The sequence below is a fragment of the Paenibacillus sp. LRG-1 genome (assembly GCF_057220305.1).
Genome location: NZ_CM170126.1, coordinates 3,850,647 through 3,863,599, shown reverse-complemented (window position 1 = coordinate 3,863,599; position 12,953 = coordinate 3,850,647). Strand labels below are relative to the sequence as shown.

Genomic DNA, 12,953 nt, shown 5'->3' with positions numbered 1-12,953 from the left:
TTTCTCGAATTAAGCTTCAACTCTCAAGTGATTTACCGAAAAAAAGCTATATTTACGTTGGAACAGCTTTATATGTATGTTGCCAACCTATAAAATAAAGACAAGAAGAATCCTCATAGTTGAAAAAAATAGGAGATGACAATAAATGAAAGCTTGTGAACCTCTAACTATTTCATCTGAAAGCGGATACAATCTTCAAACCGATGAAAGTGTGCCCATTGCCCACGCTTGGAACATGATTGCGCGAGATCATAAGCAAGTGTTTGGCCGCAAGCCATTGCAAACAGAAGTAGAGCCCTCGATCATTATCCGTTATGCGCAGGAAGGAGATAGCTGCCCGCATTGGCCAGAGGGCTATTGTCTGCGTTTTGTTGCTGGTAGCAAGGGAACGGTACTCCATATTATTGGCCGTGATGAATTAGGAATTATTTATGGACTGCTTCATTACAGCCGTTTCGCTCTGGGTGTGGAGCCGTTCTGGTTCTGGGCGGAGCTTCTCCCGCCTAAGCGGGATACCATCGTTTTGCCAAGTCAGAATGTTGACAGTATACCGTCCAAGGTCCGATATCGGGGATGGTTTGTCAATGATGAGGTATGCTTGATTGGCTGGAAGGAAGATTATCCACCAACGGAGCAGGTGTGGCAGCCCGTTTTTGAAGCGTTACTGCGGTGCGGTGGAAATATGGTGATTCCCGGAACCGATTTACCACGCACAGGTATCCATCATAAGCTTGCAGCAGACATGGGCTTATGGATCACACATCATCATGCCGAGCCGTTGGGGGCGGAAATGTTTTTGCGCGCCTTTCCGGGTAAACAAGCTAGCTACAGAGAGCATCCCGAGTTGTTTGAACAGCTGTGGCAGGAAGCGATTGAACGGCAGAAGGAAGAGAAAATTGTATGGGTATTGTCTTTTCGCGGGCAGGGTGACAAGCCTTTTTGGGAAGATGATCCTTCCTTTAATACGCCGGACAAACGCGGACAATTAATATCGTATGTGGTTCGCAAGCAGTACAATATGATCTGTGAATTTGTGGAGCAGCCCGTGTGCTGTATGGCGATGTATGGTGAGATTGCCGAGTTATACAAGCAGGGGCATATTGAAGTACCCGAAGGGGTGATCAAAATATGGGCAGACAATGGTTACGGTAAAATGGTATCTCGGCGCCATGGGAATCTCAATTATCGTGTACCAGCATTGCCCGAGGCGCAGGATGGGGGTAAGAATGGAGTATATTACCATGTGACCTTCCACGACTTGCAAGCGTCGAACCATCTAACCCAATTTCCCTCCTCAGCCAGCTTGATTGTAGAGGAATTAACAGCAGCGTTTACTACAGGGGCGGACGAGTATCTGCTGGTCAATTCAGGTAATATTTTGCCGCATGTATATACGCTGGATTTAGTAGCAAATTTATGGACGAATGGTAACGTGGATACCGAAGAGCAGCTTACTGATTTTATCGGGCGGCTGTACAGTAGTCAGCTTCAAGAGATTTCCCAATTATACCGGGATTATTCCCGTTGCACTATCGTTTATGGCCCGCATAAGGATGATCGAGCAGGGGAGGAATTCTATCACCATCCGGCTCGGCAAATTATGGGGTATTGGCTACAAGGCAAAGAAAGCAGTGATGAACGGCTGTACTGGGCTACTAGAGAAAGGCCTTTTCCTGAACAGGTACGCTGGTTCAAGGAAAAAGCCGAGTCGGCAATCCCGGATTGGGTTGAACTACGAGAGCGGTGTCTACGAATAATGAAGCAGTTGCCTGAAGATGAATGTCGCAGGCTGTATAATCAACTGCTTGTGCAGATTGAACTGCATCTGAGTGGTTCACGTGGACTGGCAAGCTTATGTAGCGCTTATGGGCTGTTCCTTGAAAAAGATTACCCAAGAGCATTTATACAAGCTTCTCATGCCGTTTGGAGCTACCGGATGGGTAAAGAAGCGTTATCGCTCGCAGGAACTGGAAGATGGGAGCATTTCTACCGGGCAGATTGGTTAACCAATCTAGATAACACTATTTCTCATGCGGACACTGTGCGGAGATTTCTTCGTCTTCAGGGAGACAGTCCGGATATGTTCCTGTGGTCCAAACAATATTTAATGCCAGAAACAGAGAAATATATCTACCTGGAGAATACGCATCGCAAGCCCCTTCCCGATGATGAGTTGGCACGCTGTCTGGAGAAGGTATTATATTAAAAGGATCTTAGAACTTGTATGATTTCTGATAAAGAACCTTCCAATCCATGAAGTTAGATGGACAGGAAGGTTCTTTATAACCTGATCTACATATTCGTTGAGCTTCTTGCCAAGTGTGGATGTGATTCTCAGCCATCTAACCGTCAATGTTTTTATAGGGCAATAGGTATTTCTTGGGGGAGAACTCGTGATTCTTAGCACGCCACGAAACTATGAAGGCAAGTAGCATAAGAATCAGTAACGCTCACGGGAAAGAGCTGCTTCCAAGTGTCTCCAGAAGAATTTCGCCAAGCAAACCGCCTCCACCAATGGCCAAATTCCAAGCGGTTACAAGCATAGACTGTGCCACATCTGCGCTCTCACAAGGCAACAGTTAAATAGACAACAGCAGGTTGGTGACTTCTGATTCCCAGCGCCAAAGATGCGATAGCGAAGCCGAAGGTACTCACAAGTACCAGTAGACGCAGCCAGCGGTCAATGAATACACCGATCAACCCGATTCCGGCAACCGAAGTTATTCCAAAAATAAGCAGCACCACATCTGTTTGGGAAGCCAGTCCAGCTTGATTTAGATAGGGAGCGATATAGGTGTAAAGAATATTATGCGCTAGCACCCAAATTAAAACGACAGTTAAAGGTATATTTGATATAACTGAAATACTATTATTTCATGGAGGGAATAACCGTATGGTTATAACGGGTGTATGTCTGTGAATATGAATCATCTTGAAGTGTTTATGAAGGTTGCGGAGAAAATGAATATGACGGAGGCTTCCAAAGCGCTGTTTATTTCCCAGCCTGCGGTTAGCAAGGCTTTGATCCAATTTGAAAATACTTTGCAGGTGAAATTGTTTATTCGCGACAAGCAGAATGGACTCGTACTGACCGAAGTGGGAAAAGAAATGCTGAGTCTGGCCAGACAAATGAAGGAAATCGAAGATAAAATGGTTCAGCTTGCGTGTCAGGAGAATAAGCTTTTACGCGGTAAAGTAAAAATAGGCTCCTTCCCGGCAGCCTCTACGAACTTGCTTCCAGAAGCGATCTGCTTATTCCGCTCCCAATACCCCGATGTCACCATTGAACTGATGGAAGGAAACACGAATCAAATTAAACAATGGGTGGAGGATCGCACTGTTGAAATTGGAATAGTAGCTTCTCCTTTCGATCATTATGACGTCCATATTCTTGAACACGATTCCATGGTTGCTATCATGCCGGAGAATCATCCATTGCAAGCAGAACATGAGGTTTCTCTGGAACAGAACAGGAACGACCTTATCTTCTGTAAAGGAGGACATGAATCTGCTGTATTAAACACCTTGCATGAGCAGCAAATTCCTTTCCAGGAGAGTCTCACGGTCCAAACGGCTGAAACCTTAGTCCATATGGTCCAAAAAAAGTTGGGCATTGGCATTATATCGAAGTTTACGCTTTCCTCGGTGTCCCATACACTAATCGTTAAAGAGATCATTCCCCAAATTTCGCGGGATATCGGAATTATCGCGCATTCTTTTGATGAAGCGACCCCGGCAGCCCGTGAGTTTGTAAAAGCGTTGGGTCAGTTATATCGTTCGAGTGAGTAACTTAATAAAAGGGCCTTTGTAAAAGCAAGGGCCCTTTTTGTTTGGTTTGTATTGGGGAGATATGAGGAATGGAGTACAGAGATTATTTATAAAACGGGAGATTCATGCTGTTGTTGCATTACAGACTGAACAGCCCGCTGCCAGCCAGTATAATATTTCTCTCTGGTAGCCTCATCCATCTTTGGTTCGTATGCTTCATACATTTTAAGATTGGAAGCGATTTGCTCTGGATCGGACCAAAAGCCTGTGCCGAGCCCACCGAGATAGACCGAACCCATGGCCGACAGCTCGGCACATGTGGATCGGGTCACAAGGTTGCCCAGAATATCGGCCTGAAATTGCATCAGCCAAGTGTTGGAGGAAGCCCCGCCGTCCGTGCGCAGGCCGACCAACTCAATCCCGGACTGTTCCTGAATAAACTCTATAGCGTCCCGTACTTGGTAAGCGATGCTCTCCAGCGCAGCCCGGACGATGTGTCCTTTGCCAGTTCCACGGTTCATACCGATAATTGCCGCCCGGGCGTAGGGATTCCAATAGGGAGCGCCCATTCCGACAAAGGCAGGCACAAGATAGACGCCATCGTTTGCAGGGACGCTTTCGACTAAGCGCTGCATTTCCTCAAAGGTAGAGAACAGTCCTAAGTTGTCCTGCGTCCATTTGATGCTGTCGCCTGTTGTCCGGATGATGGCTTCAAGCGCATACGTAACAGTTCCGCCGGCCCCCCAGGCGATAGCGGTTACAAGTCCGTCACCGCCATCCACCGGATGATTCCCTACGTTCATTAATACAGAGGTACCCGTGCCAAAGGTTGCTTTGGCTGTTCCGGGCTTGAAACACAGATGCCCATACAATGCCCCTTGTGAATCCCCAATGACGCCCGAAATCGGTATTTTCTCATTGAAAAGGTCGCAATCTGCCGTATATCCGAAAATTGCGTCGGATGGTTTAACCTCAGGCAGCAGGGAAGAAGGAACGGAGAACAGCTGGGCAAGCTCTTCATCCCACTCCAGCGTGTGGATATTGAACAGCGATGTACGGCTGGCATTTGTAAAGTCGGTTGCATGGTTTTTACCGCCGGTAAGCTTCCAGACCAGCCAACTGTCCATGTTCCCTGCAAGTAGCCTCCCTTCAGCCAGCAGGTTGGCAGCTCCTTCCGTATGTTCAATGATCCATTTGAACTTGGCAGCGGAGAAATAAGGGTCAAGCATAAGCCCTGTTTTGGCGTGGATGGTTCTTTCGTGGCCAGCTTGCTTCAGCTCGGCGCACAGGTCCGCCGTACGTTGGCATTGCCAGACAACAGCATTATATATTGGCTGACCAGTCGTCTTATCCCACACCAATGCCGTTTCGCGTTGATTGGTGATTGTCAGCGCAGCTAGTGCGGACGGGTGGACGCAGGCTTGCTCCAATACGCTGCGGGCCGTTATTTTGACATTTTCATAAATTTCGAGCGGATCATGCTCTACCCAGCCGGGATGGGGGTAATATTGCTTATGCTCCATCCCGCTGCGGGCGATTACTGTACCCTGATGGTCTACAAGGAGTGCTTTGGTGCCTGAAGTACTCTGGTCGATGGCCAATATATATTGTTGATTGTGCTCCATATGCTTCGCCCTCTACTTATTAATCAATTCGAATGCAATTTGTTTGATATTGTCACCCGTAATGCCGTAGTGGTGGAAAACTTCCGCCGATTTACCGGCAATCGCCGGCTCATCCGGGATGCCGAGCACTCTCATAGGAACCGGGTGATTCTGCACAACAACTTCTGCCACGGCTGCGCCGAGACCGCCGTAAATGCTATGTTCCTCAACGGTAATGATGCGTCCAGTTTCACGTGCAGCGGTAATGATCGCCTCTTCATCCAGCGGCTTGATTGTATGCATGTTGATTACCCGGGCGGATATGCCTTCGTCGTTGAGTGCCTTGGCGGCATCGAGTGCGATTCGCACGGTTTCACCGACACCAATAATTGTAACGTCGTTGCCTTCTCTCACAGTTATAGCTTTGCCTATTTCGAATGGGTAATCATCGGTTTCGTAAACGTCCTCAACGGGATTACGCCCGATTCGCACGTATACGCCGCCGTCATATTTTACAAGCGCTTCGGTCAGTTTCTTCGTTTCGTGACGATCAGCAGGCAGGACAATCGCCAGTCCCGGAATTGCCCGAGCTACTGCGATATCTTGCACGGAGTGGTGTGACATGCCAAGCGCCCCGTAGCTGACGCCTCCGCTAATGCCGATGAGCTTCACATTTGTCCGCGAATAAGCAACGTCAACTTTGACTTGTTCAATACTGCGCATACTGAGGAAGCAGGCTGGTGAAGTCACAAACGGTTTTTTGCCGCTGTGGGCCAGGCCTGCAGACATGCCTACGATATTCTGTTCGGCAATGCCGACCTCGACGAACTGCTGCGGGAACGTATTGGCAAAGGGAGCCATTGCAGCAGAACCGCGCGAATCGCTGGCCAGTACCATGATATCACGGTCGTCTTTGGCCAACTCCAGCAGTGTGTCACAGATTACTTGGCGATTAGGAATTTTATTCATGCTTAATGCACCTGCCCTTTCTGCGTCAATTCTTCGATCGTTGCCTTTAGCTCTGTGAGAGCCAGCTCCAACTCTTTATCATTAGGCACATGGTGATGCCATGCCGGGACATTTTCGGCGAACGATACGCCTTTGCCCTTGGTGGTATTGGCCATAATTAACGTTGGCTTTCCGGCTACTTCAGGGGCGGACCTGAATGCCTTAAGCAATTCTTCCATATTGTTGCCGTTGATAGAGACGACGTTCCAGCCGAAGGCAGTCCACTTCTCTTCCAGCGGCTCCAGTCCCATGACTTCTTCGGTAGCACCGCTGATCTGGAGTCGGTTGCGGTCGATAATGCCGATCAGGTTATCCAGCTTATAATGAGAGCCTGCCATAGCGGCTTCCCAGTTGGAGCCTTCGGCCTGTTCGCCGTCTCCCATTAAACAAAATACACGGTAAGGACGGTCATCCCGCTTGGCAGCTAGTGCCATGCCTACGGAAATGGGCAGGCCGTGGCCGAGGGCCCCGGTGTTCATTTCAATCCCTGGAACCTTGTTGTTCGGGTGGCCAATGAGTCGGGTGCCGAACTGGCTATAGGTCTCCAGCTCTTCTTTTGGGAAAAAGCCCCGGTCGGCCAGAATACACCATAGAGATTCTACGGAATGCCCTTTGCTGGCGATAAAGCGATCACGGTCATCCCATTTTGGATTAGCAGGATCAACGTTCATGATTTCATAATATAAAGCCGTTAAAATGTCTGTATTGCTCAGCGATCCCCCCGTATGTCCCGTTTTGGCGCGGTGAATGATGGTTAGCAGGTCCATGCGGATTTGTGCGGCTTTTACTTTCAGTTCCTGGATTTCCATAATGTCCTCCTCAAGATAGGTATTATAGGGATGGGCTTTGTCGCTTTAGACGTCTCAAACGTGAAGGTTCGGGCGCTTATTACGGGAGAGATCGGATCCTCTAAGCCAGCTTTGAATTTCCTGTTCCGTGGGATCGACCGGATCAGGCGTCAGGCCGGGTATATAATTGCAGGCCTCATAAATGGCCGGGATCACATTGGCGTGGATACCTACGGAATGATGGACGTAAGGCCCTTTTACGAGTTTTTCCTCCCACAGCGGCCAATCGTTTACTTCCACCCATACGTAGGAGCCGCGGGTATAAGGACCTTCAATACCCCGGGCACGCCCGAGGAACATGGAGTACTCACCGTGGTCGCCGTCAAATCGGGCAATGGTCATACCGCCACCGCGGATTTCGCCTTCATGAGTTCCGGGAGAATGGTCGTCGAAGAGAAAATGTTTGCGTAACTTCGGTTTGTTCTCTACGGAGAGCGAGACCGGGAAATTGCCACAGTGGAAGAGAAGTTCGCCGTTATCATTCTCAGGATGTCGAACAGTAATATCTGCGAAGAAGGTTGGCAATGTGTTCATGGAGGCAGCCTGCACCATAATGGAAGTAATGGCTCCATGGATATCTGTTTCACAAGTAACCGGAATTTGTTCGTCAGTCAGGATTGCATTGGCCAGACACGGCATAATAGATATGGCATCCTGCAAAGAGGACCAGCACTGAATTGCGATAGCGCTGCTTCCCGTCTCACGGGCGAAGGATTTCATGGCGACCTTTAAAGCGGCTATCCGTCTTACATCATCTTCGGTCACTTCACTGTAATCGAGTTTTTCTTTAATGTAATCCATCGTTTCCAGAAGCTCTGAGCTATTGCTGGAGGCGATTTTTTTGGTTCTAAGCTGAATGTCGACAATGGTAATGGGATGAATCTCAATGCCGAAGCGTTCCAGCAGTTCGCCTTCATTGCACATCATCGTCCAGAATGAAGCGGGGCGGGGGCCAATCTGGAGAATGCGTAAGCTCTTGAATTGGCGCACGACGTTGGCGGCCGCCACAAAGTTGGTAAAGCCTCTTTCGAAAACCGGATCATTCACCCAACTGTTCGTTACATAGGTGAAGGGAACGTTGAATCTTCGCAGCACTTTACCTGTGGCGAAAATACCGCATTGGGTGTCGCGAAGGCGCATGCCGTCCGCAAGCGGCGCTTCATCCCGCGGTCCCCACAGCAGGACAGGCTTGCCGAGCGCCTTGCCTACACGAGCTACAGTATCTTCTGTACCAAAGTTGCAATGTGGGAAAAAAACAGCGTCGACTTCTTCTTCTTTGAATCGCTTTGCAATTAAATCCGCGTTTATATGGTCGTCATACAGCAAGCCTTCCTCATTAAGGCCCTCCAGGTCTACAATGTCGATATCCATGCCAAAACTCTCAATTTTCTTGCGAATTTCCACTTTGTACTTAAAGGCATCGTCGGCGCTGAACGTAAATCGGCGCGTCGGAGCATAACCCAACTTTAATTTCTTCATGATCATGTCTCCTCTGTACTTGAATAAACAACATTTGCTGAACAAAATAGAATAAATAAACTAAACAAAACCAAATTAGTTTAGTTGTAAAAACTAAATTCAATGACTATTTCTATGTCGAGGCCATAGTAACATCGAATTAAAACGGTGTCAATTAATTATTTAGTGATATTTAGTTATAAAAACTAAAAAAATAACTAAACAAATATAAATAAATTCAGCTAATTATTGCATCGCATCTCAAATCGGTGTAAACTTCATTTATTCACTTCACTGCTGTGTTCATCTTATTTAGAATGGAGAATTAGGGCATGAAAATGGAAGACATTGCCAAGCTGGCCAACGTATCCAAATCAGCTGTTTCACTGGCCTTCAGCGGCAAGCCGGGTATTGGCCCGGATACGCGTGAACGTATTCTCCAGGTAGCCCACGAGGCAGGATACAGTCCCAAAAGCAAGACGATAACGGCTTCAAGAAGTGATAAGTCCTTGCTTTTTCTCGTGTGTACAAATTCGGGCATTGTCCTTGAGGAATACTATCAACAGCCATTTTTTAAAGAATTAATCCAGTTTATTGAGGAACGTTGCCGACAAAAAGGGTATTCGTTGATCTTCTCGACGGTCGACGTAGAATTTTTCCAGAGGGATATCCAGATGGTTGCAGAGGAGAAACGCAGTGCAGGCACCATTGTTCTGGGAACCAATCTGACCCGTGAGCAGATCAGTGATATTCATGGCAAGCTGCCGAATCTGATTGTGCTGGATACCTGCTTTGATACGCTTCCCGTACAATTTATCCAGATTAATAATGTTATGGGTGCTTATCAGGCAGGAGCTTATTTATGCGACATGGGTCATACCTCAATCGGTTATATTGCTTCAAATGTACGAATTCATAATTTTGAGGAACGTAAACGCGGATTTTTGGCGGCACTCATGGAACGGGGGCTGAAGATTCCGGAGGCACAAATGCTGGCTGTAGCGCCAACCATTCTTACTTCGCAGGAGGATCTGAATCGGCAGTTAACCGTTTATCTGGAGAGCGGGAAAACTTTGCCGACGGCCTGGTTCTGCGAATGCGACTATATTGCTATCAGCGCTATGAAGACCATGAGCGAGCTTGGCATCCGGGTGCCGCAGGATACTTCAATTATCGGCTTTGACAACATTACGGAATCGGTCATTGTTACGCCGGAGCTAACGACCATTCATGTAGAAAAAGAAAGAATGGCCGTTCTGGCTGTCGATCTCCTGACCGATACTATTGAGCAGGGAACGCAGGTTACAGCAAAAATCACAGTGGATACGAAATTTGTAGAGCGCAATTCCTGTGCTGCTCCTGCCACTTTCGTACCTAAAGGCGAGCTAACCGAGCAGGCCTGAGTAGAGGATAGATTTTGACAAAAGAACGGGGGGTCACCTTGAATGAATACGCGAATGGTTTCGATTCTACAGCATTTGCTGGCTGCGGACACTCCTGTCAACAGCGAGCATCTGGCAAAGTTGATCCAGGTTACTTCACGTACCGTACGTAGCGATATCAGAGAACTGGATGAATTTCTGGCCAAGCATGGAGCATCGATTCAGCCTGTTCGTTCAAGGGGGTATGAACTGAAAATCACGGACGACCGCAGCTTTCGTACGCTCCTACAGCAGTTGTTCCTGTATAACGAACCGGATGATCCCAATTCTCCTGAATACCGACAGCGTTATTTAATCTCGCGCCTCCTGCTTACAGAAAATTATTTGAAGCTCGAAGAGTTGGCGGATGAGTTATACATTAGCAAATCCACCGTACAAAATGATTTCAAAGAGGTTAAGCATATGCTACAGGCTTACGGAATCGGCATTGATAAGCGCCCGAATTACGGTGTCAAGCTGAGGGGCGACGAGGTTCGCTTACGTTTCTGCATGTCTGAATTCATCGTCAACCGTTCTGAAGAAGAAAGGGCTGGGGGCGTGGAGGCCGCATCGAGAATGGTTACCCCTTGGGAAATGACACTCATTCGAGGTATTATTCTGGAGCAAATCCAGAACCACGGGGTCACTTTGTCGGATGTTGCCTTCAATAACCTGTCCATTCATATCGCTATAGCTTGCAAGCGTATTCGCGATGGGAACCGGGTCGCGATGCTTTCCGATGAAAGGGAAGATTTTCGGGCTACCGAGGAATTTCGAGCCGCTGAACATATTGTTAGCCACATTGAAAAGCAAATGGATTTGACCTTTCCGGAGGATGAGGTTGCTTATATCGCCATGCATCTGGCCGGGAACAAGTGGTTTGAGGGAGTTACGGAGCAACAGACAGAAGAGACAGGGCCTCAGAAGCTCTTGGATCGGGGAATTTATGAGCTTGGCAGAGAAATGCTGGCTGAAATTGACAGGGGCTTTAACCTGAATATCAGCCGGGATCAAGAACTGTTAATGGGCATATGTCTTCATCTGAAATCGGCGCTAAACCGCGTAAAATATAGGATGAATATCCGTAATCCGATGCTGGATCATGTGAAGAATAATTATCCTTTGGCTTTTCAGGCGGGGGTCATAGGTGCCAAGTTAATCGAGAGCAAACTGAATTTGACCATACCAGAGACAGAAATGGGTTATTTGGCGATTCATATCGGGGCCGCCATGGAAAGGCAGCAGATGAACAACAGACCTAAACGCTGCCTTGTCGTATGCACTTCGGGTGTTGGAAGTGCCCGCTTGCTGTATTACAAGCTACGTAGCAAGTTCGGTGAAAGGCTTGAGGTTGCTGGCACGACCGAGTATTACAAGTTGCAGCAGGTTCCTTTGCATGGCATTGATTTTGTGGTAAGCACAGTTCCAATCCCGCAGACATTATCCGTTCCGGTCGTGGTAGTTCAGACTCTGCTTGGCGGCGGTGACATCGATAAGATTGAAGAGCTGCTGACGGATGAAAACGAATTTACTTTCCGCTACATTATGGAAGAGCTTGTATTTCTGAGACATAACTTTACTACAAAAGAAGAGGTTATTACTTTTTTGGGAGAAAGAATGCATGCTTCCGGATTGATCCGCTCTTCCGAGGGATTCATCGGATTGGTGATGGAAAGGGAAAATGCTGCTCCTACGGCTTACGGAAATCTGATAGCCATTCCTCATCCTATTATTCCGCAAAGCAACCGGACGGTATGGGCGGTCTGTACACTGAAATCTCCCATAGATTGGTCCGGCAAGCCCGTGCAGTTCGTCTGCCTGCTCAGTATTAACAAAAACGGCGACGAGCCTCCGGCGAAAATGTATAAGCATCTGATGGGACTACTCGACGACTCGGATATTATCCAGCAAATGCTGGAATGCAAAACCTACGGGGATTTTGCTCAAATTATTGTCAAACATAAACTGTATTAAAATAAAGCTCTGCACGACATCTGCTTGGATTTTGAACAAGCATCGTGCAGAGCTTCTCTATTTTTTTCCATTGTAAGCATTTCCGCTTCTAGTGGAAAAGGGTTGCGTTTAGAAGTCGGCAAGAATCGTATACACTGAATCTGTAAGCTAAAGAGATGAAATGCATGAGGTGAATTCAATGGATGAGTATCAGGAAATCATAATGGGACTTATAACAAATTCGGGTATTGCGAAGAGTAAAGCTATGGAAGCTATCAGCTTTGCCGAGAAGGGTAATGCGGAGCAGGCAGCAGAATGTCTTGAAGAATGCAAGAACGAGCTGGTCCAAGCGCATAAATCGCAGACGCGACTGATCCAGCAGGAAGCGGGTGGGACAGCTCATGAAGTGACACTGCTAATGGTGCATGCACAAGACCATCTCATGTCTGCCATTACGACCAAGGATCTGGCGAGACATATCGTGGAACTTTACAGCAGATTGAACCGTTACGAAGCAACAGTATCCATCACACCATTATCGGGGAGGAATAACCAATGAAACAAATTACGCTTGTATGCGCAGCAGGAATGTCTACAAGTATGTTGGTACAAAAGATGCAGAAGGCTGCACAGGCTCAAAATGTTGAGGTTGAAATCAGAGCTACTTCCGAAAGCTCTTTTAAAGAGTATGCGGACAAAACGGACGTATTGCTGATAGGACCGCAGGTTGGCTACTTGGAAGACGATTTTAAAACCAAATACGAGCCTAAAGGCATCAAGGTAAGCGTAATCGACAGAATGGATTATGGCATGATGAATGGTGAAAAAGTACTTGCCGAAGCCTTAAATCTATAATCGTCTGTACATATAGATCAACACTTTTTCATTGGAGG

At 47.4% G+C, this 12,953-nt stretch carries 11 protein-coding genes; 6 read left to right on the top strand and 5 right to left on the bottom strand.

The genetic code is table 11. From position 1 onward, the window contains the following. Positions 1–145: 145 nt before the first annotated feature. Positions 146–2,206 carry a glycosyl hydrolase 115 family protein gene (locus ACUUJN_RS17185; protein ID WP_081384266.1) on the top strand — a complete coding sequence of 687 codons (2,061 nt, stop codon included), beginning with the start codon at positions 146–148 and terminating at the stop codon, positions 2,204–2,206. A 359-nt stretch (positions 2,207–2,565) separates the two neighbouring features. On the opposite strand, the gene ACUUJN_RS17180 is transcribed toward ACUUJN_RS17185, so the two are convergent. Continuing rightward, the gene (locus ACUUJN_RS17180; RefSeq protein ID WP_075154430.1) at positions 2,566–2,820 is read right to left on the bottom strand and encodes an MFS transporter; all 255 of its coding nucleotides are present in this window, start codon (positions 2,818–2,820) and stop codon (positions 2,566–2,568) included. A gap of 90 nt (positions 2,821–2,910) precedes the next feature. On the opposite strand from ACUUJN_RS17180, the gene ACUUJN_RS17175 reads away from it, so the two are divergent. Then, the gene (locus tag ACUUJN_RS17175) at positions 2,911–3,789 is read left to right on the top strand and encodes a LysR family transcriptional regulator (protein ID WP_069080028.1); all 879 of its coding nucleotides are present in this window, start codon (positions 2,911–2,913) and stop codon (positions 3,787–3,789) included. Positions 3,790–3,875: 86 nt separating this feature from the next. Here ACUUJN_RS17175 and glpK read toward each other — a convergent pair whose 3' ends face one another. From glpK to ACUUJN_RS17155, 4 genes are read right to left on the bottom strand one after another with little or no spacing between them, the layout of a single operon-like run. After that, a complete protein-coding gene (glpK, locus tag ACUUJN_RS17170) occupies positions 3,876–5,393 on the bottom strand; it encodes a glycerol kinase GlpK (RefSeq protein ID WP_484668733.1) in 1,518 nt (505 codons plus the stop codon). Between the two features lie 12 nt (positions 5,394–5,405). Continuing rightward, positions 5,406–6,341: a transketolase family protein gene (locus ACUUJN_RS17165; RefSeq protein ID WP_023989377.1), complete on the bottom strand. Its 936-nt coding sequence runs from the start codon at positions 6,339–6,341 to the stop codon at positions 5,406–5,408. 2 nt (positions 6,342–6,343) lie between these two features. After that, complete coding sequence (locus ACUUJN_RS17160) at positions 6,344–7,189, bottom strand: transketolase (protein ID WP_023989376.1); 846 nt, start codon at positions 7,187–7,189, stop codon at positions 6,344–6,346. A gap of 54 nt (positions 7,190–7,243) precedes the next feature. Then, the gene (locus ACUUJN_RS17155; RefSeq protein ID WP_484668732.1) at positions 7,244–8,707 is read right to left on the bottom strand and encodes an L-fucose/L-arabinose isomerase family protein; all 1,464 of its coding nucleotides are present in this window, start codon (positions 8,705–8,707) and stop codon (positions 7,244–7,246) included. A gap of 311 nt (positions 8,708–9,018) precedes the next feature. On the opposite strand from ACUUJN_RS17155, the gene ACUUJN_RS17150 reads away from it, so the two are divergent. The 4 genes from ACUUJN_RS17150 (at position 9,019) to ACUUJN_RS17135 (ending at position 12,915) form a co-directional block, all read left to right on the top strand. Then, complete coding sequence (locus ACUUJN_RS17150) at positions 9,019–10,089, top strand: LacI family DNA-binding transcriptional regulator (RefSeq protein WP_023989374.1); 1,071 nt, start codon at positions 9,019–9,021, stop codon at positions 10,087–10,089. A 42-nt stretch (positions 10,090–10,131) separates the two neighbouring features. Beyond that, on the top strand, positions 10,132–12,081 hold the full coding sequence (locus tag ACUUJN_RS17145; protein WP_028540520.1) for a BglG family transcription antiterminator: 1,950 nt from the start codon (positions 10,132–10,134) through the stop codon (positions 12,079–12,081). A 178-nt stretch (positions 12,082–12,259) separates the two neighbouring features. Beyond that, complete coding sequence (locus ACUUJN_RS17140; RefSeq protein WP_023989372.1) at positions 12,260–12,619, top strand: PTS sugar transporter subunit IIA; 360 nt, start codon at positions 12,260–12,262, stop codon at positions 12,617–12,619. Continuing rightward, positions 12,616–12,915, top strand: a complete 300-nt coding sequence (locus ACUUJN_RS17135; protein ID WP_023989371.1) for a PTS sugar transporter subunit IIB — start codon at positions 12,616–12,618, stop codon at positions 12,913–12,915. Before ACUUJN_RS17140 ends, ACUUJN_RS17135 begins: the two co-directional genes overlap by 4 nt. Positions 12,916–12,953: the final 38 nt, after the last annotated feature.

Coding starts and splice junctions, on each gene's coding strand:
- ACUUJN_RS17155 (WP_484668732.1), bottom strand. CDS start 8,707: ATGAAGAAATTAAAGTTGGGTTATGCTCCGACGCGCCGATTTACGTTC.
- ACUUJN_RS17140 (WP_023989372.1), top strand. CDS start 12,260: ATGGATGAGTATCAGGAAATCATAATGGGACTTATAACAAATTCGGGT.
- ACUUJN_RS17160 (WP_023989376.1), bottom strand. CDS start 7,189: ATGGAAATCCAGGAACTGAAAGTAAAAGCCGCACAAATCCGCATGGAC.
- ACUUJN_RS17135 (WP_023989371.1), top strand. CDS start 12,616: ATGAAACAAATTACGCTTGTATGCGCAGCAGGAATGTCTACAAGTATG.
- glpK (WP_484668733.1), bottom strand. CDS start 5,393: ATGGAGCACAATCAACAATATATATTGGCCATCGACCAGAGTACTTCA.
- ACUUJN_RS17165 (WP_023989377.1), bottom strand. CDS start 6,341: ATGAATAAAATTCCTAATCGCCAAGTAATCTGTGACACACTGCTGGAG.
- ACUUJN_RS17185 (WP_081384266.1), top strand. CDS start 146: ATGAAAGCTTGTGAACCTCTAACTATTTCATCTGAAAGCGGATACAAT.
- ACUUJN_RS17150 (WP_023989374.1), top strand. CDS start 9,019: ATGAAAATGGAAGACATTGCCAAGCTGGCCAACGTATCCAAATCAGCT.
- ACUUJN_RS17175 (WP_069080028.1), top strand. CDS start 2,911: ATGTCTGTGAATATGAATCATCTTGAAGTGTTTATGAAGGTTGCGGAG.
- ACUUJN_RS17145 (WP_028540520.1), top strand. CDS start 10,132: ATGAATACGCGAATGGTTTCGATTCTACAGCATTTGCTGGCTGCGGAC.